Source organism: Microcoleus sp. FACHB-831 (assembly GCF_014695585.1).
Taxonomy (GTDB): Bacteria; Cyanobacteriota; Cyanobacteriia; order Cyanobacteriales; family FACHB-T130; genus FACHB-831.
On record NZ_JACJON010000035.1, the window covers coordinates 44,030 to 64,308 of the forward strand.

A 20,279-nucleotide genomic window follows, 5' to 3' on the forward strand; every position below is an offset into this window, starting at 1 on the left:
TAGCTTATGTAAGCTGGCCTGTGGAAATTGCTCGGCTTTCTTAGGTTGCCTTGCTGAAGTGGTGGATTTTAAAGCGAACCTGTGGAAGTCAAGTAAATAATTTAGAAATTGCCAGTTTCTGGGCGGGCTGAAATGGTTGCAAAGCTTGGAGATAAACTCCAAATATAAACAAACTTGGCGATACTAATGACTCAGGTTGTAATTGTTGGGGCTGGGCCTGCGGGGGCAACGCTTGCACTAATTCTCGTGCAACGCGGGATTGCGGTCAAACTGGTTGAAGCATCCCGCACCTTCGGGCGAGTATTTCGCGGTGAAGGACTAATGCCAAGCGGACTGGATGCGCTTAAACAAATGGGATTATCATCTTTGCTCGAACGCATACCCCATCGAGCTTTGGATGCCTGGGAATTTACGGTCGAAAACCGATTTTTATTTAGAGTGGATGAACCAATCGAATCGGGGGGTCAGCCTTGTACTCTTGTTTCACAGCCAGCCCTTCTTCAAGCGTTGATCGATGAGGCAAGCGTTTACGCCAATTTTGAATTTGTGCAGGGTAATACCGTGCAAGATTTGCTGTGGAGCGATCGCCGGGTTGTTGGCGTGAAGCTGGGCGATGGTCGAGAACTGGCTGCCACTCTCGTCATTGGAGCAGATGGCCGTAACTCAACTGTTCGTCAGCGAGCCAACTTATCCCTAGAACAACAATCCCATAACTTTGACATTCTTTGGTTCAAATTGGCAGATAGTCCCAAGTTTGAGTCCGAAAATGTCTTTTATTCCATTCTTCAAGATCGCCACGCCTTCGGACTGTTTCAAAGTTCCGAGGGAAATCTTCAGATAGGTTGGGCGCTGCATGAAGACGATTCGAGCGACTGGAAGCAAGTCAATTGGCCTGAAATGTTGGCGTCTAATTCACCCCCTTGGTTGGCCGAACATATCCGCACCCATGCAGACACGATTGAGCGACCCGTGTTGTTGTCTGTTGTGGTTGGTAGATGCCCTTCGTGGTGGACATCAGGCTTACTCCTCTTGGGCGATGCGGCTCATCCGATGTCGCCAATTCGCGCTCAAGGTATCAACATGGCGTTCCGGGATGTCATTGTTGCAGCAAATAATTTAGTCCCCCTATTGCGAGAGGGGGTAGGAGATGCAGCGATAGACGTTGTGTTGCCAAAGATTCAAGCAGAGCGATCGCCGGAAATTATTCGAGTACAGCAGCTTCAGAGTCAAGAAGCGGCTCAGGCGGAACTATTAGGTAAAAGTGCTTTACTCAGATGGGGGGCGAGTCAGCTAGCTCCTTTAGTTCGTCAACCTATTCGCCAGTCTTGGTTGCATCGACAGCGCCAGTTGCGTCAAGGAGTAACGCCGATTAAGTTAACAGTCTAATTTGGTTATTTTTTGGCTCATTAGCTAGAAAGTGGGAAGCCAGCCGCCAAAATCCAACCGAAGAAAAGAGCGCTGGCGATCGCAGAAATCCACGCTTCATCAATTAATGCAACCACCATTGAGAGAACGGCAATCAAAGGCGGAAACAGGGGCAATAATAAAAACATGAAACCCAATTGGGGCAAGAAGTTCAGAGTCAACAAAAAGCCACCAATCAAAATCGCACTCTGAGCAAACCACCAGCCAACGCGCTCTCCCCTCCCACTGCCTTGTTGTGCGATACCCGATGCTAAAAACCAGGGTAAACAGGCGGCAGATAATGGCAGCCAGAGTTTTAGCCGTGTTGGAATCAACCACCATTGCAGCCAGACAACCTGTGCCATTGCACCAAATGCCATCCACAAAAACGCGAATAGTATCAAGCCCAATCCAACTGTCCGGAAGGTGGGACGAGGTAGACGAGCCAGTAATGCCAGCCAGGTTACGCCTGCAACGACAAACCAGACTCCGACAGCTCCGCCCACCTGCACGCCGCCCAAGCTTTGTACTTGTATACTTCGAGCTAGGAGAATTAGCGCGATCGCTCCTGCTATCGGTGCAAGCAACAGTCCCCCCCACCGTTTAGCCGAGTGGATTTTCATCCCGTCAGTCTCGATCCAAGTGGCAATACTAGGCGCAATTGATGCCAATAGCAGCAACCAACCCAGAAGATGCAAACCGTACCATCCCATGCGGCGATCTACATAATCACTGGAACTAGACTGGTTGAATGTGCCATTGAGCCAGCGCAAAGCAGCTTGATGGCTGACATCGCTAAACAAAATCGTGATATGTTCCACATTCGGCACTACCACGAGTTCTCGCGCAGTTCCGGCGGCAAAGTTAGCATTTGTCTCGCCGCCAGCAGCCAGCAATCGTTGAGCATTAGAGATAAATCTGCCTTCCCAACTGCCTGCTTGAAGTTGTAGGTTATGGGGAGCTTGGGGGGTGATAGATGCGCCAGTGGGAGAAACAGCGATGGTCGCGGCAAAGCGGTCAACTTGCTCAATTCCGGCAGACATAACTATTCCACTGCCCATTGAGTGCCCTAGTAGCGCCAGACGGGAGCGGTCAACTTCTGGCTGCTCTAGCAGGGCATCCAAAGCCACATTCAAGTTTTGCTTTAACTGATAGCCTTCTAAAGAGTTGGGGTTTGCTCCATGCCCGTTAAAGTCCCACAGCATCACGGCATAGCCTGCACGAGCAAGTACGTGACCGTAGCCCAGCATCAACTGTTTAGAACCTGCATAACCATGAGCGATGAGAACGCCAGGGGCAGCCTTTGCTTGTTGGGGAGCGAGATATACCAGAGGAATGGTCTCGCGTTCAAAGGAGCGCACGACCAGTCCACTTCTAGCAAAGGTAATTCCCCACCACGAAAGTCCGATCAGAAAGATTGATAGAAGTAAGAGCGATCGCCGTAGACGCTTCAATGTAATTTCCCAATTCTAAATTGGCTTGACACTATACTATTTACCAGGATAAGTGCGTTGGCGTATAGCAGAAGATAATGCTGAATTAATGCGAAGACTAATCCAATAATGCTATTAACGAATTTGCCAAAAGCTATAAGCTAAAAATTTAAAGTCTTGGCAAGACTGCATCGTCTATAGCAATCCTAAACCAGTTGTGAAATCTCTTTGCCACTCTTTCCTTCGCGCTCTAACGCGCTGACGCGCTTCGCTCCGCTGGTGCGTCTTCGCGGTTCGTCATTTTTTTTACAAATCAAATATGACTGCTATATAACTGGTTGAGAATAGCAAAAATTGCATTCATGCAGTCATACTAAGAGCGTTGCCAACCAGGAAAAAAAGTATGGAAAAAGCTACATTTGCAGCAGGCTGTTTTTGGAAAGTAGAAGACTCCTTCCGTTATCTCAAAGGCGTTCTATCAACAGCAGTAGGTTACACCGGAGGACATTGGCCTCACCCTTGCTATTTAGACGTATGTGCTAGGGTTACGGGTCATGCTGAAGCCGTACAGCTTGAGTATGACCCCAGGCAGGTTAGCTATGAAGAACTATTGGATGTATTTTGGAATTGTCACGATCCTACGCAATTCAACCGACAAGGGCCAGACCGAGGAGAACAATACAGATCGGTAATTTTCTGCCACACTCAAGAGCAATTCGAGGCTGCCAGCAATTCTAAGGAAAAGTTGCGGCAGTCGGGCAAGTACGAACAGGAAATCGTGACGAAAATTCAACCAGCTAGCGAGTTCTATCTAGCAGAGGAGGAGCATCAACAGTATTTAGAGAAGAAACGGCGGAAGTTAAAACAAATAGAAGCATAGAAGCTGAAAAATCGGAATGGTTAATTTTGAATAATGAAGCGAATAGCCTGCGCGATCGCTCCACTTGCATTCCGAAATTCAAGCTTTCTTAAATTCGCCGCTACGCCAAAACGCTTAAGTCCAGTAGAGGATTTTACCGTTAGGAAAGCGCTTGGCAATTTCACCCTCAAAAAAGCGACGCAATGCCTTCATCGTATCAGCATCATAGACGTACTTGATGCCGCCAAACTTATTCCGCTTGACACTGCGATTTTCCTCATCCATGTCTAGCTTGCTATGAGGATACCACTGCGTCAGCACTTCCTTAGAACCGGGAGTAAAACGGTGAGAAATTAGCTCAAACGTTAAATCGCAGTCGAAATCTAAAGCAGCACTAATAGCGTCAAAAAGTTGACTGTAATGCAACTCCCACTCTTCAATGGGCATAATTGGCGCTATCACTATACCAACTGGATAACCCCCGCCTCCTTCTTTGGGGGGTAAAGCTAATTTTCGCAATGCTTGCAGTCGGGAAGTAACGGATGCAGTACCACCCTCAAAGCGCCCAGAAATAGGAGCTGCATTCACGCTTATCCGGCAACGAGTACCATTGTTATGAGGCAAAGAAAGTAACTCGTCTACACCGTCGAACTTCGACACCCAGCGCAACTGAGCGCGATCGCGAGTACCGAAGTAGCGAATGCACTCTGCTAAACTACCCGTAAGATGCTCGATCCCAAGCGGATCGGTATAGCAACTCACCTCAAATGTGGTCGTCTTCTCAGAACTTTCGTAAGCAGCTAAGTTATCTAAAATCTGCGGTAAGTTAGCGAATACTCGAATCACGGGTGGCCCCTGAAGGCTACCTGCTAGATAACAATATTGACAGTGGGCCGGACAACCCTCAGCAATATGGAATTGCCAATCAGCAGAAGGTGGAATAGGACTCAGCTTGAAACTGCTAGGGGGTGCGGTTACAACTGCCAGGGTGCGCTTGGAAATATCGTAGGTTTCGCGCTCAGTTTCTCCGCGCAGTCCGCTAAGGCGGTTTCGCGAGAGTTCTTCGACAGGTAGGTTGAGCGATCGCACTCGTGCCAAAATTTGCTGTCCCCAAGGCTCGTCTAAAGCAGCAGGGGTGAATACAACTCGCTCTGGCATCCACAAACGCGCTTTGTGGGTGCTTGACTCTGATGAAATCGTAGGATCGGCGATCGCATTTAATGACGACAAAATCATTTCTCCACATTTCAATCTATTTTTATTTTTACTCATTTCCCTAAGCCTAAAACGCTTTAGGCAGAGGGGATATTACGCTATTACAGGTATGGTTTATCCTATGGGCAAGTTCTGCTTTTGTTGCACTGCTAATTTTTAAAATTTCCTATAAATAAATTTTTATTTACTTCTATCGGTAGAAGTTTTATTTTTATTTTTGAGTATTCCTTATTGCCGATATTGAATAATTACGCTTTGCGAGCGCTAGCACAATTATGGCGTCTAGTTCCTGTTAATTCAGGCTCTACATCTTATTGATTTCAATTATTTATCTAATTTATAGAATTTCTATTAAAATCCTCAGAGCAAAAGTTAACGAAATTATTTTACAGAAAAAGTATAATTTTTTAGTAGTCTACCTGTTTTAATAAACAGGGTGGGTAAATAATGAACTATGGACGAATTCGCAGGCGATCGCTAACGTCCAATCCCAGTAAAATCATCTGTGACGACCGCCTTCTAAACAGATTTGCGGCTTAAAATTGTGCGATGGCGCGGGTCGCTGGCTACCGTCGCGATATACTCAAATCCTACAGTCTGCATTGCTGCTTCCACATTAAAGGTGTAGAAGTCATCCGACCAAGGTTCTGTACTTTTCATTAAGGTGAAGAGAACGGGCGGAAGGTTTTGAATAACCGGGGACTGCGGGTTGTTATCTACCACTGCCAAATAACCGCCGGGACGGAGCAACCGCAGCGCTTCGTGGAAAATGGCTTCTGTTGCATGGTGGGGTAGTTCGTGGATGACGAACTGGAGGGTCACTAAATCAAAAGAGCGATCGCCTAATCCTGTTTCCTCTCCTTTAGCGTGAATCCATTGGGCAATTTCACCGTTCGCATCTCGCTGTTTAGCAACCGCCAGCATATAAGGCGATAAGTCTAAGCCAACGGTGCGGACGGGAATGTTTTGAGTTTTTTGGTAATAGCGATGCAGCGCCAACGTTGAGATCCCAACCGAACAACCGATGTCGAGAATATCCTGCACTGGCTGGGAAATATGCGTAGCCAGAACTTGATGGAAACTACCGCGTAACCTTGCTTGAGCCTCTTGCCAGGTGAGTTGTTCGTTAGGCCATACCCGGAGTCCCATCGCGTGGGTTGCTGATTCGGCTTCAAATGCTGCATCCCAGCACAGGTTGCCTTCCTCGTAAGCATGGAATGGTACGTGGTAATAGTCGGGATAAATGACATCTGGATTTGTCATCAGCGCTAGCTGCTGCTGAATTCCGGATGATTGCAGTTTTTCGTAGTTCTCGCGCCAGGAAATGCCATTTTTCTCGGCTGTCTTAATCAGCACCTGTCTTGCCTGTTGTTTCATCACGGCATAGATCGGCTTGGTCTGAATTAGGACGTTAACGAAGCGGGAAAGGAGATCGTCGCCCGCCCAAGCGGGTTTACTCTGATGATCGATCACGGTACAGCTATCAAATCGGGACAATCCTCATTGTATAGAGCTATGACTGTATCAAAGACTAGGAGAGGAGGGAGTTAATGCCAATGCAATTGAAGCAGGCAGGCAAGTTGCTGTTCTCACTTTCATTTTGGGTCAATCTTCTGGCTGGTAGCGTGGCGATCGCTATGCTTGCGTGCTACGCGAGTCCGTTTTGGTGGGCCTTAGCGATGCTGGAACATTTCCGGTCGCAATACTGCCTGGTTCTTACGGTTGCCCTATTTGTCGGGCTAATTTCTCGTAAGCCTTGGCGAATGACACCCTGGAGTTTGCTGTGGACAATTCTCCTGTTCGCGAACGCTAGCTTGCTGTTGCCAGTATTTGTCGGATCTGTTCAGAGTGCAGAGGATGCAACTAGCGTTGCAGCTAGTCCTCCCACTCTGCTGCGAGTGCTTCATACTACGCTGAATCGCGACAATACTGATATTACCAAAGCTATTGAATACATCAATCAGCAGGCTCCAGACATCGTTTCGTTAGTGGAAGTCACCCCTCAATCTTTACCTCAGTTTCAAGTAGGTTTAGCAGGCTATCAACTGGTAATTGGGGAACCTCGAACTAATAGTCATGGCAGTGCTTGGTTCGTGTCTAAGCAACCGTCAAGCTCAGTCACAATACAAGAATCAGAAGTAATTCACTTACCTGCGAATAGCGATCGCCCTCTGGTTAGGGTAACGATCGCTATTGCCGGAAAAACCATTGAGCTGCTTTGTTTTCATGCAATTCGTCCCCGCGATGCTAATACTGTGAATTATCAGCAGGTGGAGTTTGCAGCGCTTGCCAAATGGAGTCAAAATTTGCGCCAGAACGGGCAGCATAATATCATCGCTATTGGCGATTTCAACAGTACGCCTTGGTACGGAGCATTCCGAAAACTACTGCACGACAGCGAACTAATTAACTCGCAAAATGGGTTTGGGTTGCAACCTACCTGGCATAGCGGTCTACCAGCCTTGCTGAGGCTGCCCATAGATCATTGCTTGCACAGCCGTTCTTTTATTACAGTAGATCGGAGTATAGGCCCGAACGTTGGCTCAGATCACTTACCGTTGCTAGTTGCCTTGCGCTTTTGATGGGGATTTAGTACTTTACCGCTAAAGCGCGATGTTGTCGGTTGCGTTTTGCGATTGACTATCTTAAACAAGTTAGTCAAGGTGTATTTAATTTAACTACCGAGCGGGTATTAGCGCTTCTGCCTACAACCCTTGGGTGCAATGTTATTTATGAATGGTTGCATCTAAATACCTTGGTTATTTAACCCAAATCTGGCGAGCTTTTTCAACTACAACTCAAATTTTTGAGTTATTGAATTTAAAGTAATGGCGGTAAAGAAGCACCAAATATCTGTAGCGTGGACAATACGCACCTTTTTTGTGGGTAATATGTGGTTAATTACAGTTTTAATTAATTAAAATCATGCTATTAATTCTTTAATGACTAGATGTATGGTTTAATATCACTTTCAAGAAATATGCCTATCAATAAAATTTATTGCTTTAGAGCAAACTACGAGCTTTCCACTAAATTCGAGGAGCGCCTAGCTCCCGCTTGGCTATCTTTGGAAACTGATAGCCAAGGATACAAGATATCAACCATTCCCGAAGTAGCGTCAGTAGCGCGAGTGTTGGGGAATTTAGAAATAGAAGAAGACACTGCTGATGAATGGATAGACTACTTGGAAAGCTTGGGACTTAAGGGTGTGTGCCAAGTTGCTTGTGAAGAGTGGTTTGAAGATAGAGGATATTCGTAAATTGTTGCCATCAAAAAAGACGCGATCGCACTTAGATTCAGGTTGACATAAGCAAACACAGTAAAAATTTAATTAGTAAAATAAACAGCAAAATTTAAATGCTTTAAGCAAGGCTTGTATCTATATCCAAAACGTTATCTAGCTTCCTTAACTTCTTACCGTGTAGACAACAGTCCGCTCATTGGTGCAATTCCCGATAAGCTATTACTGGAATTAGATAAGCTTTGGGTTGGCACTGGTAACGGTTCTGTCAGTTGCAATTGTCAGCACCCGATAACCCTGATAGTTATAACTGCTGGCGATTTGCCATCAGCGCAGAACTACCAACCGGGAAAGTGCTACTCTACAGCGCGTTGTCGAACGAGACGCCTGCTGCTACTCTCGATGCAACTGCTGGAAAAATTGTTGAAGTGCTTTGGCTTTTGTGCGAGGATTCGATCGAGTATGCGAGTGTCAGCTTGGTGGTGCTACTGGCATTGGGACTCTAAGGCGCAATGCTAGCGGTGGCATCAACTTCAATCCTATAGGAGGCGACTTAAAGTTACTGAAGCTGTCGAAGACTTCTACTAGCGCGAAGTATTATTCTGGCTGGGTTGACGATGCTCAAATTAATCCTTACCCAACGGTTGTTCCGCAAGAACGTCCAAAAAATCCTCAACCCAATCCCCTCAAATCTGCGGCTGCAACAATTGCAGGCAAGTAGCTCAAATTCAATAGGTATAAATGAGTGAGATGCTTATACTTGGGCGGTCAAAGTATATTTTAAAAAAATTTGGACGGAGTACATAGCATGAAACTTGTTTTAATAGAAAGTCCTGGCAAACGGCAGAAATGGCAAAAAAGCCTTGGTTCTGGCTTTTCTGTCATGGCGAGTATGGGTCATGTTGTCGAACTTGCTAAAGACGGGGAAGATGCGCTGGGGTTCGATCTCGATGGCGATCGCGTAACTTGTCGATTTGTCCCTCGTGGCGACCGAGGTAAAAAGGTCCTCAAGGAACTTAAACAAGCGGTGAAATCAGCAACAGAAGTTATATTTGCTACAGATCCAGACCGCGAAGGCGAAATAATTTCTTGGCACCTAGCACGAGAACTTAAAGTTAAAAACCCCCGGCGTGTAGTGACGAGCGAAATTACAGAAACTGCTATTAAGAAAGCAATTAGCAAACCCCGTCCCTTAGATCAAAATTTAGTAGATGCAGCTCTTTTAAGAGCGTGTCTGGATAAGTTAGTTGGCTTCAAAGGTTCCCCTCTAGTCTGGTCGCTCAAAAATGGAGCTAAATCTGTAGGACGAGTACAAAGCGCCACGTTGCATTTATTATGCGATCGCGAGAGGGCAATTAATGCCTTTGTTCCAGAAGATTACTGGTCTGTTTATGTTGATTATGCTGAAGGTTTTCGAGCCTTTTATGCAGGAGAAACCAGCAACTCGGATGAGGCTGAAATCGAAGAAACTGATGATTCAGAATCGCCTGACGCTAAAGAAACTACTGAAGGAACCAAAGTCAAAACGCAAGCTGAAGCAGATCGACTGGTAGCGATCGCTAAAAGTCATCCTCATCAAGTAGTCAGCGTACAAGGTAAAGTTAGTTTCAAAAAGCCACCCGCCGCGTTTACCACTTCCTCCCTTCAACAAGCGGCTGGGTCGCGTTTGAAGCTAAATCCAGAAAAAACTATGCAGGTGGCTCAAAAGCTGTACGAGCAAGGATACATCACTTATATGCGTACAGATAGCGCAATTTTGTCTGAAGATTTTTGCGCTTCTGTGCGTAAATATCTGGAGCAAAATGACCCCGATAATGTCCCCGATAAAGTGGTAAAACACAAGAGCGCATCTGGCGCGCAAGAGGCGCACGAGGCAATTCGCCCCACAGAAGTTACCCGGCTACCGTTGGCAATTAAAGCCGAGTTAACATCAGAGGAAGCTGGATTATATGACCTAATTTGGCGACGAGCGATCGCTTCTCTATGCAAACCAGCGCGACTCTTAAAAACGAAAGTTATTACAAAATCTGGTAGTGCCACATGGCAAGCTAGAGGCCAAGTATTGCAGTTTGAAGGCTACTTGCGCTACTGGCGCGATATTGGCTCCGATCAAGTATTGCCAACTCTAAAAGATGGGCAATCTCTTACTTTTATTAATGCTAATGCTGATAAAAAGCAGACGATGCCACCGCCACGATATTCTGAGCCTAAACTAATTCAGCTAATGGAAAAACAGGGAATTGGGCGTCCCAGCACCTATGCTCCGACTATTAAAACTCTCAAAGAACGGGAGTATGTGACGCTGAAGAAAGCGTTGCTCGTTCCTACTCAGTTGGGGATGGAAGTAGATGAGTTTTTAGGCCGAGTATTGCCTGACTTAATAAGTGTAGATTTCACCGCCAAGATGGAGCGAGAATTAGATGCGATCGCTTCGGGTAAACTCGACTGGCAAAAGTATTTAACTAGCTGGAATCGGGATTATTTTGCCCCAGCGCTAAAAAAAGCAGGCGCACAACTTCCCTCTCATTCTCCTACTATATCTAAATCTAATTCAAGTCGGTTTGAGGTAACTCAACCGGAGAGCGAACCAACTAATAGTCGCTCTGAACCAACTAATATTCCTTGTCCCAAATGCAAACATCAACTTACGCGGGTTTACTCGAAATCTAAACAACTACAAACCGACCATTTTTTAAGCTGCGATGCGCGTAATAATGGCTGTGGTGCTGTGATGTTTTTTAATGTGTCAACGCTACAGTATGAGCTGTCCGGTTCTACTAAACCTAAATCCTCGGCTAAACCTAAATCCTCGGCTCCTCCCAAGTCGCGATCGCAGCATTCTTGTCCGGTTTGCAGTTCTCCCTTAGAGCGCTACGAATATACTAAAAATGGCGAAAATAAAGTGATGTTGCGTTGCTCCAATCCTAAGACTAAACAGAATAAGTGTAAAGAAGTAGCTTTTTTTAAGAGCAAAACTGGTAATTGGTGGTCGCCAAAATTTGGTGAACTTAAGGGGAGTTAATTGACAATTGCATAGGCAATACTTTTCGCCTGCATCAATTGATTTTTAGCAAGCTGAATGTTCTACTTAAGGAGTGGGAAAAGTACCCTGGCTTTTGCAAAAATTAAAAGTCTGTGTATTGCCGTCTTCGTCAGCTATTAAAAATATTTACTGGAAGCGGCGATCGCTTGCTTGCTAAATTTATAACTTTTAATACAAATTTAAGTAGAATAGTCACCTTGCCTTCAACCAACTTATACCCAAAGCATAGGTTTATTATTAAGCCTGAGAGTATTTATAAATACAAAATAAATTAGCATACGCTAAATATGAAATTTTTTATAAATTAGGAAATTTTCATCCTATTTGCGGAGTTTGCTAATGCCATCTTTAGATATGTTGCATTTATAGGCATTCGCAGGATTCCGAGGAAGTATTATGGCTAATGTGACTAGGAAAGCAAACAACGAAGCAAATGCGAACGAAGAAAGAAATCTTTCAGATATACCCATCGAAGATAATGACCTCGTTTCGGATATACCAGTAGAAGATATTGGCGAGCCAATTATTTCCGATTTACCCCAGGGAATTACTGAATCATATGGAACGGGTGTTGCTGTAGAACCGGGACTGGTAATCGGCGGACGAACCATGAATGCTCGGATGGAGCAGTACACATCGACTGGCCCAGAATTAACGGGGGGCGATATCGATGCTCGTTGGGATCAGGCTGCCATAGTTGGTGACGAGGCAGTGGGGGGAACTGTTGCTACTCCCGATCAGAGTATTGTTGAAGAACTGGGAGCTGCTGTTGGCATCGATTATGACGACGGGACACCGATTCAGACAAACGATATTTTGGAGGGGCGAGATTCCCAAAGATGGGAGCTAGATCCCATGTCGTCAGAAGATTATGAAGAGCATTAAGAACCCTCTGGAAATTTGCGATCGCATAATGCTTTTTATACAAAGCAATTGCGATCGCATTGCATTTACTGACGAAGAATTAATCGTAAATGTCCGCCAGCCTGCACCAGACGAAATTATGTAGTAAAGCAAGCATTTTTTTAATTAAAGGAACAGACTCTATAAGAATTTGAAAAGCTTAGAGAAAACTATTGATAGTTATATCAATAGATTGTCAAATATATTTTCGATCGATGCTAAATATTCGTCTATCCTGTTTTAAAATATTGCAGTTAGCGCAGCTCAAAACTAAGGTTATTCAGCATTTGACGCAATTCAACGCGAGTTCGGAGATCCTCAGCACTGGCAATGCGATCGCTCGAATGCGGCGCGAATGGAACCTCAAAGCGCATAGGGTAGATATAATTCCGGATTGGCAACCGATGGCACGATGCGATTTCCATCGCATCGAGATCCGAAGACCATGCCGCGTGGAATAGCGATCGCGTTAGTTCTTAGGTTCGCAAGCAGGAAGCATCGAGAATTCCTAAAAAAATCTATAAGCTGAGAAATTAAGGAGTATGTATGGCAAGGAAATTAGACTCAAAAGTAGCAATCGTCACTGGTGCATCGGCGGGAATTGGAGAGGCGACTGCGATCGCCCTAGCTGCGGAAGGCGCTAGCGTAGCGATCGCAGCACGACGTTTTGACCGACTCAATGCGATCGCAGAACGCATTGCAACGACGGGTGGAAAAGCATTGCCAATCGTGGCAGATATCACCGATGAAACTCAAGTTCAGAACCTAGTGCAAAAAGCAAACGCACAATTGGGTCGAGTGGATATCCTCGTCAACAATGCAGGGATTGCATTAGTCGGCAACATTGAGGGAGCAAATACCTCTGACTGGCGACGCATGATCGATCTCAACGTTTTGGGATTGATGTATGCAACTCATGCAGTTCTTCCCATCCTCAAGGCGCAAGGTACTGGGCATATCGTTAACATTTCATCTGTTGCAGGTCGAACAGCAAGGGTAGGCATCGGTGGCTACAATGCCACAAAATGGGGAGTCAATGGCTTCTCGGAATCGTTGCGCCAGGAAGTATGCAAGCACAACATTCGCGTAACTATCATCGAACCAGGCATGGTGGATACGGAAATCGATAACGAAATTACCGATCCAATAGCCAAACAGCGCACCCAAGAACGGCGTAAATCGATCGTACCTTTGCAAAGCGAGGACGTTGCAGCCGCGATAGTTTATGCTGTTACCCAGCCGCCGCGAGTGAATGTCAACGAAATTCTAATTCGACCCACTGACCAAGACTGGTGATTGACTGCACAATGACTTTCTACGACCAATCTGATTTTGAAATACGGTGTGAATGGGGAGAAAAGGGTGTTGAGCAATTAACTTCAATTAGCGATGTCATTATCATCGTAGATATTCTCTCATTTTCGACTTGCATTGAAATTGCCAATAGTCGAGGAGCGATCGTCTTCCCCTATCAATGGAAGGATGGATCTGCACAAGAATTTGCAAATTCGGTTAATGCAGAATTAGCAGGTAGGCGGGGTAGTAGTAGTCGTTATTCGCTTTCTCCCTTATCCTTAACCCAGATCCCTGAAGGCACTCGACTTGTGCTTCCTTCACCCAATGGTTCAACTCTCAGTTTAGCGACTGGGGAAACTCCAACTTTAGCTGGATGTTTAAGAAATTGTAGGGCGGTGGCTTTAGCTGCGATGAGCTATGGGAATCGCATTGCTGTCATACCAGCCGGGGAGAAATGGGAGGATGGAAGTCTCCGCCCTTCATTTGAAGACTTGATTGGCGCAGGAGCGATCGCCAGCTATCTCAAAGGTAGCCTATCGCCGGAAATGCAAACTGCGATCGCAGCTTATCGCAACGTTCAACCTAATCTAAAAAGTCTGCTTAAGCAATGTAGTTCTGGTAGAGAACTGATTGAGAAAGGATTTGAACAAGATGTTGATCTAGCAGCAGAATTAAACGTTAGCGATCGCATTCCTACGCTGGTAGATAGAGCCTACACGCATTACTCAGGCATTTAAACGTTAGCAGTTTAAGCCCGCGCGATCGCTAACCCTAACGCTTCAGATGTGGCCAACCAAACTGCCAATAGCGCCACTGCAAGACCAGAGACGATGAAACCAGGAACGTGACCAAAGTATCAACAATCCGACCTAACGCAGCAGCACTAATGCTTTATCGCCGAAACAGACTGAACGCAAATAGCGAAGCGGCTGTTTCTGGGAGAACCGCTATAGTTCAGTGCTTGACCGTATCGGCGGACTGATTAAACAACAGATCCCGCGCTTGATCTGGATTGATTACTTGATCTTTAAAAGCTTCTGCTTTCTCATAAGCGCGAATGGTTGCCGGACGAGCTTTTATTGCTTCAAACCAGCGTTGCAGGTGGGGAAAATCTTCAATCTTTTGGTTTTGCTTTTCGTAGGGCACAATCCAAGGATAAGCAGCGATATCGGCGATCGAATAATCGCCCGCAATAAATTCGCGATCGCTTAATCGTTTATTCAACACTGCATACAAACGTCCCGTTTCATTCACATAGCGATTAATCGCGTAGGGAATTTTTTCCGGGGCGTATTGAGTGAAATGATGGTTCTGTCCTGCCATCGGTCCGAGTCCGCCCATCTGCCAGAATAACCATTGCAGAACGTCTGCGCGATCGCGAATATTTGCTGGAATCAACTTTCCGGTTTTTTCTGCCAAATACAGCAGAATCGCACCGGACTCGAAAACGGAAATCGGTTCGCCACCATCAGCAGGTTCGCGATCTACGATTGCAGGAATGCGATTGTTGGGGGCAATCTTGAGAAACTCTGGTTTAAACTGATCGCCCGTGCCAATATTAATCGGAACGAGGGTGTAGGGTAGCCCGACTTCCTCCAGGAACATAGTAATTTTGTGTCCGTTTGGCGTCGTCCAATAGTAAAGGTCGATCATGATGATGTCTCCTGAATATTACAAAGATTAGGTTTTAGCGATCGCTTTGAGCGCTGAACTGACAACTCAAAGATAATCAATGCTGTGGTTGCCATGCGCTCAATTTCTCCTCCTACACGCCATGCTGTTTAAACCATGCCTGGAGCCGTTTCCAGCCATCCTTAGCTTCTGTCTCCCGGTAAGAGGGGCGATAATCGGCAAAAAAGGCGTGGGGTGCATCGGGGTAGACAACGATTTCCGATTTGCTGCTGCTGGACTTGAGGCGATCGCGCATCTGCTCTACTGTATCGAGGGTAATGCCTGTATCCTTGCCACCATAGAGTCCGAGAATGGGGACGTTCAGCGCAGAGGCAATATCGACCGGATGTTTGGGTGTCAGTTCGGTGGCATTGCCCACCAGCCGACCGTACCACGCCACGCCTGCCTTGACTTGGGGATTGTGCGCTGAGTACAGCCAGGTAATGCGTCCGCCCCAGCAAAAGCCTGTAATCGCCAGCTTTTCGGCATTCCCTTTGGCTGACTTCGCAGCCCAGTTTACTGTAGCGTCCAAATCCGATAGCACTTGGGCATCTGGTACTTTGGCGACTACTGTGCGAATTTCATCAATGTTGCTTAACTTCAAAACATCGCCTTGACGCACAAATAATTGGGGCGCGATCGCCACGTACCCCAATTTGGCAAAGCGACGGCAAACATCCTGAATATGCTCGTGTACGCCAAAAATTTCCTGAATCACCAAGACGATGGGAAAAGTTCCTCTTTTTGCGGGCATTGCTCTATAAGCTGGAATTTCGCCATCTTTGACGGGAATTTCCACCGCACCTGCGACTAATCCCTTGGCATTAGTAGCGATCGTTTTGGCAGAAATAGGTTGCACTGCCAGGGCAAAACCCGTTGCCAGGGTGGCAGTGGCGATAAATTGGCGGCGCGTAATTTCTTTCATCCTCTTTACCTTCGGCTATCTAGTTTCGATCTTAGTTAAGGAGGGAAATGAGCTGTAACCAAACAGCCATAATTAGAGCAAATAGTAGTCTCTCTAATTATTAGGATTGCGAACCATAAAAATAAATTTTTAGCTAAAAAATAAAGTTTTCTACTAAAAAAGCCAACGCGATCGCCTTCAACTAAGCAGACTACCCAGAACTGGCTAAAGCTTTGCACCACCTCTCAACCATACTGCTGCGCTAATTTCTCCCTGTCGCTGTCATGCCAGATATCCCACAAAGCCTCCAGGAAATTCATTGAGCATGAGAGGACAGTTTTAAAAGTGTCATGCCAAATATCCCACAAACCCGCCAAAAAACTACCTACTACCTTGAGCATGAGAGGACAGCCTTAAAAGTGTCATGCCAGATATCCCATAAAGCGGCCAGAAAACTACCTTGAGCATGAGAGGACAGTCTTAAAAGTAAAAATAACAGATTAAAAAAACTCTATGTTTGCCAGCACACGTCGGATTTTGGGTCAATTCTTTAGTAAGTCAAGGAAAATCAACAACGAACCACTTAATAAAGTGAGTTTGATTGTCATTGTCTTGATTGATATTTTTATTTTGGTTAATGTTTTTACGGGTCTTAATGATATTAGCAGATGGCATCTCGACCCTTCGCAGGCTTATCCATGTTATTCCGATTGGCAAAATTACCGCACCCAAACTAATAAAGATAGTTTAGATAAACAGTATGAATTTTTAAAACTTTCATTTACCTATGACAATAAAACTACATCGACTTTTCAGCAGACATATCAACAAGCTGAAGAAGGAAATTTAGGCAAGGTTTCTGAAACCTGCTTACAATATGCCCAGCGCAAAGATAATATTAACAATTCCGCCAATCAGCAAGCCCTAAAAGCAATCGACCAGAAACAAGGAAAAATCAGCAATCTTGAACAAGCTAATCGCAATATCCGTACCCAATATGACTCAACACTTCTAGAAAAGATTGCAGGTCAATCTCGCAATCAATCCATTAATTCAGTTGGTGCTGAAAAAGCTAAACAGGCGTTAGAACAGAACACTCGCACAATTTCTACGCTTGCTAAAGAAATTTCTAATCTTAAAAACGAATTGCTTGCTAAACCTGAAATCCTTAGTTTGATAGCATTTGTTAATGATAACGGAAATTTTATAGAAGTTGAAAAAGGCTACCAGCAAGCATCATTTTGGTATCCTAGTATCCAATTTGGGTTTCAATCTATCTTTTTGCTGCCGCTAATTATCATTGCTTTATTGGTTCACAACTTTGCTCAACGAAAAGGATATGGACTGGTTTCGTTGATTAGCTGGCATTTGCTGGTTATCTTTTTTATCCCGTTGAGCATTAAAGTATTTGAATTCCTTCGATTTGGCGCAATATTTCAATTTGTTTTTGATATAATTAGCGCTATCTTTGGCGGATTACTTTTCTTGATCAGTTATATTTATATTTTGCTGATTCCGCTGATTGGGTTTGGAATTATCAAGTTTTTTCAAAAAGTTGTCTTTAATACTAAAGCCCAGGTAGCGAGAAGAGTTCAAAAATCATGCTGTGTTAAGTGTGCTAAAGCAATTCGGCATCATGACAGCTACTGTCCGCACTGTGGTTATTATCAGTACGTTGAATGCCAAAACTGCCACAATCTTACTTACGAACATTTGTTATACTGCAAACAGTGCGGACATTCTCAAGACTTGATTAATTTGTAATCGATGATATCCTAAAATTTTAACGATTTACGTTTAGGGTGGAGTGGACGATAAAACCGGGATTATCATTGATGAAGATGGAAGCTGGGAGTTGGTTGCATCACGCTAAATCTGTCTCAACTAACCAATACTGACCTAAAACAGTATCTTTCAGAACAGCGAAATGAAGAAGAAGCTTTTCGAGCAGCATTAGAGGTCTTAATAAGCCGTTGCGATCCTTCTGTTCGCCAACCATATCTTCTGTCAGATTTATTCCGCAGCGTTGAGGGATGTGTTGGTGCCTTATAGCGATCGCAATTACATTCGCCATTTTACTGTGTCTTCTATTTTTGAAATGTAAATGAAAAATCGGCAAGGTGTGAGTTTTGAATTTTGAACTCAAAACTCAGCGTTTATAGGTGCGGCTTGCGTTCGTTACTATTTGAGCTTGCTACGCTCGCGCAGCGACTTTAGTGGGTTGAAGTATCGGTTCAGTTTTTAAAGAAGTTGAGGCAATTTGTTGCAAAGGCTGAACTATTTTAGAGCCAGCGACAGGTGCTAGGGTTTTTACCCGGCTCTTGAATTTGAGTGCATTTTCTGCTGCCTGTTGCAGTTTTTGTAACACAGCTTTATCCTCATCTGAATAGTCGCGAGGCTCTGTATGTAAAACGCATATTGTACCGAAAAGACTGCCTCTACCATCGCGGATAGGATAACCAAAGTAGTTAACCAAACCAAATACTACCTGGTCTTCATTGCCATCCCATACTGGATCGATTCTGGAATCTCGCACGAACAAGTAGGGTAAGTTTTTATTCAACAAATGTTCGCAGTAAAGTTCATGCTGTTCTTCAAAAATCGAGCCTTTTCTTTGCTGCGCTCCCACTGTGTAAATCTTCTCGGCTGGGCCAGATGTACCCTCGATTCGCAAGTGAGTGGGAGTATTCCTAGTAATCAGTACGCACTCAACTTTCAGCTTTTGGGCTACTTCATCAAGTAGGTCAGCAACTTGCTTAAAAACTGCACTGGTATCTGCCATAATTCCTATTTCTTAGTATTAAGTGATTTGCTTGTGAACGCGATCGCGAAGGGCTGGAAAATTGGCGTTGCTTAATTTAGGCGTGATTTTCCTCATCCCCAGCCCTTCTCCCCGCATGAAAGGGGAGCCAAGAGGTAGTCTCCTCTCCCAAAGGGAGATGGTTAGGGCTGGTTTTAACTTATGTTCAGCAACACCTTAAATAGGCAACTCCTGTAACTCCCGCTACTCCCTCCAAATTTAAACTACAGTAAATCGGTCGGAATAGTGGTGTTTGAGCCGTTAAGTTAGGACTGTATCACGCTCATTTTGGAAAAGCAAGCAGGTTTTCCCCAAATTTTCTGGCGCTCGCATATGGTAAATCTCCCCGGTTTAGTAAAAAATCAAGGGTTTGAGGCTATTACGTTAGGGATTCTTGAAGAGTAAGAGTAAAACGAATGCCACTTTGTCTATCGGAATACAGAGGATTATGCTATAATCCCTACAATTTGCTCATCTAAACGCTACTTTTTCGGCACGAGATAAAATATTAGTAAGTTAACGAATAACTACAAAGAAAATCACTCTAGTTAAAGTAAAAGAGGACCTTAACGGCTAATTAAACTTAGCTTTCTAAGCGTTAAGGCTCATACCGCTTCAATAATTACTTGCTATAAATCCCCCTTTTGTTCCTCATTTGGAGAAGAGCAAAAGGGGGATTTATAAATATAGCTCAAACAAATAAATTAGTATCAGCTAGCTATCTCGAATTGCAGGAGACATTGCTAGGGTTGCGGCTGCTTTTTCCATCGCTGCAATATTAGATCCTGACCAAGAGCGAGTTTCCTGGCAGTGATGAGCAACTAACAGCCCCCACAGCCTGGTATTATTCAGGACTGGGACGACTAAATTAGCGCGAACCTGTAGTTTTCGGAGAAAATCGCGGTGGCAAGGTTGGATTGGTTCTATTTCAATATCTGCGATGGCTCTTACACGTCCTGCTTGGTACATACCAGCATATTCGCCATTAAAACACTCATCGGGGCCAGTTGTTCCCAAGATAGAAAACTTGCTATAGCTCAAAGACTCAAATGTAACCTGGCCTTCCCACTCGCGGTAAAAATAATACAAAACAACTCGATCTACATCAAGCAAGTCTCTTAAATAATTCGTTGTTTCTTGGACTAAACTATCGCGAACCAAAGTATCGCTCAGGCGGCTAATAAGTTTTTGCAAACCCGGATCGGACATGAGACTTGTTGTAACTCCCAAGAAAATACGTTGAAATTTGGCACTAATTTCAAATTATAGCTAATGCTGTATGGCGATCGCATGGGTCTAGGTAAAAGTTGTGTAAATTTTTTATGTTTTCAGTTACACAAATCACAGCAACAAAAAACAGCCCAGAGGCTTAATGTCTGGGCTTTTATATCGATGTTATACCATTTCACTTTAAATGTGATACACATAGTTGAGGAAGTGTTATCTTGAAATCTGTCCATGTCAGGTGTAGTAAAAATTAACATTACGGAAGACGCTGAAACTCTTCAGC

The 20,279-nt window shown here is 44.7% G+C and carries 22 protein-coding genes; 14 read left to right on the top strand and 8 right to left on the bottom strand.

Features of this window, described 5'->3' with window-relative positions; genetic code table 11:
* The first annotated feature begins 186 nt into the window (after positions 1-186).
* Positions 187-1,386: an FAD-dependent monooxygenase gene (locus tag H6F77_RS07915; RefSeq protein WP_190487065.1), complete on the top strand. Its 1,200-nt coding sequence runs from the start codon at positions 187-189 to the stop codon at positions 1,384-1,386.
* A gap of 20 nt (positions 1,387-1,406) precedes the next feature.
* Here H6F77_RS07915 and H6F77_RS07920 read toward each other — a convergent pair whose 3' ends face one another.
* Entirely contained in the window at positions 1,407-2,858 is a 1,452-nt protein-coding gene (locus H6F77_RS07920; protein WP_199321227.1) for an alpha/beta fold hydrolase, read from the bottom strand.
* Between the two features lie 382 nt (positions 2,859-3,240).
* On the opposite strand from H6F77_RS07920, the gene msrA reads away from it, so the two are divergent.
* Complete coding sequence (gene msrA / locus H6F77_RS07925) at positions 3,241-3,717, top strand: peptide-methionine (S)-S-oxide reductase MsrA (protein ID WP_190487067.1); 477 nt, start codon at positions 3,241-3,243, stop codon at positions 3,715-3,717.
* Positions 3,718-3,831: 114 nt separating this feature from the next.
* Here the strand turns inward: msrA and H6F77_RS07930 are convergent, their stop codons facing one another.
* Positions 3,832-4,926, bottom strand: a complete 1,095-nt coding sequence (locus H6F77_RS07930) for a spore photoproduct lyase family protein (protein WP_199321228.1) — start codon at positions 4,924-4,926, stop codon at positions 3,832-3,834.
* Between the two features lie 504 nt (positions 4,927-5,430).
* Entirely contained in the window at positions 5,431-6,384 is a 954-nt protein-coding gene (locus tag H6F77_RS07935) for a class I SAM-dependent methyltransferase (protein WP_514131585.1), read from the bottom strand.
* Positions 6,385-6,461: 77 nt separating this feature from the next.
* Here H6F77_RS07935 and H6F77_RS07940 point away from each other — a divergent pair, with 77 nt between their 5' ends.
* From H6F77_RS07940 to H6F77_RS07985, 10 genes are all read left to right on the top strand, one after another.
* The gene (locus H6F77_RS07940) at positions 6,462-7,493 is read left to right on the top strand and encodes an endonuclease/exonuclease/phosphatase family protein (protein WP_190487070.1); all 1,032 of its coding nucleotides are present in this window, start codon (positions 6,462-6,464) and stop codon (positions 7,491-7,493) included.
* A 398-nt stretch (positions 7,494-7,891) separates the two neighbouring features.
* Positions 7,892-8,170 (top strand): hypothetical protein, encoded by a 279-nt coding sequence (locus H6F77_RS07945; protein ID WP_190487072.1) that lies wholly within the window; start codon positions 7,892-7,894, stop codon positions 8,168-8,170.
* A gap of 260 nt (positions 8,171-8,430) precedes the next feature.
* Positions 8,431-8,658 carry a hypothetical protein gene (locus H6F77_RS07950; RefSeq protein ID WP_206753449.1) on the top strand — a complete coding sequence of 76 codons (228 nt, stop codon included), beginning with the start codon at positions 8,431-8,433 and terminating at the stop codon, positions 8,656-8,658.
* Positions 8,586-8,873, top strand: a complete 288-nt coding sequence (locus H6F77_RS07955; protein WP_190487076.1) for a hypothetical protein — start codon at positions 8,586-8,588, stop codon at positions 8,871-8,873. Before H6F77_RS07950 ends, H6F77_RS07955 begins: the two co-directional genes overlap by 73 nt.
* A gap of 87 nt (positions 8,874-8,960) precedes the next feature.
* On the top strand, positions 8,961-11,174 hold the full coding sequence (gene topA / locus H6F77_RS07960; protein WP_190487078.1) for a type I DNA topoisomerase: 2,214 nt from the start codon (positions 8,961-8,963) through the stop codon (positions 11,172-11,174).
* A 417-nt stretch (positions 11,175-11,591) separates the two neighbouring features.
* Positions 11,592-12,080: a DUF6335 family protein gene (locus H6F77_RS07965; protein WP_190487080.1), complete on the top strand. Its 489-nt coding sequence runs from the start codon at positions 11,592-11,594 to the stop codon at positions 12,078-12,080.
* Positions 12,067-12,204 carry a hypothetical protein gene (locus H6F77_RS07970; RefSeq protein WP_190487083.1) on the top strand — a complete coding sequence of 46 codons (138 nt, stop codon included), beginning with the start codon at positions 12,067-12,069 and terminating at the stop codon, positions 12,202-12,204. Before H6F77_RS07965 ends, H6F77_RS07970 begins: the two co-directional genes overlap by 14 nt.
* 142 nt (positions 12,205-12,346) lie before the next feature.
* Complete coding sequence (locus tag H6F77_RS07975) at positions 12,347-12,559, top strand: hypothetical protein (protein ID WP_190487085.1); 213 nt, start codon at positions 12,347-12,349, stop codon at positions 12,557-12,559.
* An 85-nt stretch (positions 12,560-12,644) separates the two neighbouring features.
* Entirely contained in the window at positions 12,645-13,394 is a 750-nt protein-coding gene (locus H6F77_RS07980; protein ID WP_190487087.1) for an SDR family NAD(P)-dependent oxidoreductase, read from the top strand.
* Positions 13,391-14,131 carry a 2-phosphosulfolactate phosphatase gene (locus H6F77_RS07985; protein WP_309228818.1) on the top strand — a complete coding sequence of 247 codons (741 nt, stop codon included), beginning with the start codon at positions 13,391-13,393 and terminating at the stop codon, positions 14,129-14,131. The genes H6F77_RS07980 and H6F77_RS07985 overlap by 4 nt, the downstream gene beginning before the upstream one ends.
* Positions 14,132-14,348: 217 nt before the next feature.
* Here H6F77_RS07985 and H6F77_RS07990 read toward each other — a convergent pair whose 3' ends face one another.
* The 3 genes from H6F77_RS07990 to H6F77_RS08000 form a co-directional block, all read right to left on the bottom strand.
* Entirely contained in the window at positions 14,349-15,047 is a 699-nt protein-coding gene (locus H6F77_RS07990) for a glutathione binding-like protein (RefSeq protein WP_190487089.1), read from the bottom strand.
* Between the two features lie 112 nt (positions 15,048-15,159).
* Positions 15,160-15,990: a dienelactone hydrolase family protein gene (locus H6F77_RS07995; protein WP_190487091.1), complete on the bottom strand. Its 831-nt coding sequence runs from the start codon at positions 15,988-15,990 to the stop codon at positions 15,160-15,162.
* 224 nt (positions 15,991-16,214) lie between these two features.
* Complete coding sequence (locus H6F77_RS08000; RefSeq protein ID WP_190487093.1) at positions 16,215-16,370, bottom strand: hypothetical protein; 156 nt, start codon at positions 16,368-16,370, stop codon at positions 16,215-16,217.
* Positions 16,371-16,482: 112 nt separating this feature from the next.
* Here H6F77_RS08000 and H6F77_RS08005 point away from each other — a divergent pair, with 112 nt between their 5' ends.
* Both H6F77_RS08005 and H6F77_RS28835 read left to right on the top strand, forming a co-directional pair.
* Positions 16,483-17,733, top strand: a complete 1,251-nt coding sequence (locus tag H6F77_RS08005; RefSeq protein ID WP_190487095.1) for a hypothetical protein — start codon at positions 16,483-16,485, stop codon at positions 17,731-17,733.
* A 111-nt stretch (positions 17,734-17,844) separates the two neighbouring features.
* The gene (locus H6F77_RS28835) at positions 17,845-18,021 is read left to right on the top strand and encodes a DUF6887 family protein (RefSeq protein ID WP_375335925.1); all 177 of its coding nucleotides are present in this window, start codon (positions 17,845-17,847) and stop codon (positions 18,019-18,021) included.
* A gap of 142 nt (positions 18,022-18,163) precedes the next feature.
* On the opposite strand, the gene H6F77_RS08015 is transcribed toward H6F77_RS28835, so the two are convergent.
* Both H6F77_RS08015 and H6F77_RS08020 read right to left on the bottom strand, forming a co-directional pair.
* Positions 18,164-18,751 carry a GAF domain-containing protein gene (locus tag H6F77_RS08015; protein ID WP_190487098.1) on the bottom strand — a complete coding sequence of 196 codons (588 nt, stop codon included), beginning with the start codon at positions 18,749-18,751 and terminating at the stop codon, positions 18,164-18,166.
* A gap of 732 nt (positions 18,752-19,483) precedes the next feature.
* Complete coding sequence (locus tag H6F77_RS08020) at positions 19,484-19,978, bottom strand: GAF domain-containing protein (RefSeq protein ID WP_190487100.1); 495 nt, start codon at positions 19,976-19,978, stop codon at positions 19,484-19,486.
* Between the last annotated feature and the right edge of the window lie 301 nt (positions 19,979-20,279).

What these genes read in the sequence shown, in the direction of transcription:
- H6F77_RS07915 (WP_190487065.1), top strand. Translation starts at nt 187, where the DNA reads ATGACTCAGGTTGTAATTGTTGGGGCTGGGCCTGCGGGGGCAACGCTT.
- msrA (WP_190487067.1), top strand. Translation starts at nt 3,241, where the DNA reads ATGGAAAAAGCTACATTTGCAGCAGGCTGTTTTTGGAAAGTAGAAGAC.
- H6F77_RS07940 (WP_190487070.1), top strand. Translation starts at nt 6,462, where the DNA reads ATGCCAATGCAATTGAAGCAGGCAGGCAAGTTGCTGTTCTCACTTTCA.
- H6F77_RS07945 (WP_190487072.1), top strand. Translation starts at nt 7,892, where the DNA reads ATGCCTATCAATAAAATTTATTGCTTTAGAGCAAACTACGAGCTTTCC.
- topA (WP_190487078.1), top strand. Translation starts at nt 8,961, where the DNA reads ATGAAACTTGTTTTAATAGAAAGTCCTGGCAAACGGCAGAAATGGCAA.
- H6F77_RS07965 (WP_190487080.1), top strand. Translation starts at nt 11,592, where the DNA reads ATGGCTAATGTGACTAGGAAAGCAAACAACGAAGCAAATGCGAACGAA.
- H6F77_RS07970 (WP_190487083.1), top strand. Translation starts at nt 12,067, where the DNA reads ATGAAGAGCATTAAGAACCCTCTGGAAATTTGCGATCGCATAATGCTT.
- H6F77_RS07980 (WP_190487087.1), top strand. Translation starts at nt 12,645, where the DNA reads ATGGCAAGGAAATTAGACTCAAAAGTAGCAATCGTCACTGGTGCATCG.
- H6F77_RS07990 (WP_190487089.1), bottom strand. Translation starts at nt 15,047, where the DNA reads ATGATCGACCTTTACTATTGGACGACGCCAAACGGACACAAAATTACT.
- H6F77_RS07995 (WP_190487091.1), bottom strand. Translation starts at nt 15,990, where the DNA reads ATGAAAGAAATTACGCGCCGCCAATTTATCGCCACTGCCACCCTGGCA.
- H6F77_RS08000 (WP_190487093.1), bottom strand. Translation starts at nt 16,370, where the DNA reads ATGCTCAAGGTAGTAGGTAGTTTTTTGGCGGGTTTGTGGGATATTTGG.
- H6F77_RS08005 (WP_190487095.1), top strand. Translation starts at nt 16,483, where the DNA reads ATGTTTGCCAGCACACGTCGGATTTTGGGTCAATTCTTTAGTAAGTCA.
- H6F77_RS08015 (WP_190487098.1), bottom strand. Translation starts at nt 18,751, where the DNA reads ATGGCAGATACCAGTGCAGTTTTTAAGCAAGTTGCTGACCTACTTGAT.
- H6F77_RS08020 (WP_190487100.1), bottom strand. Translation starts at nt 19,978, where the DNA reads ATGTCCGATCCGGGTTTGCAAAAACTTATTAGCCGCCTGAGCGATACT.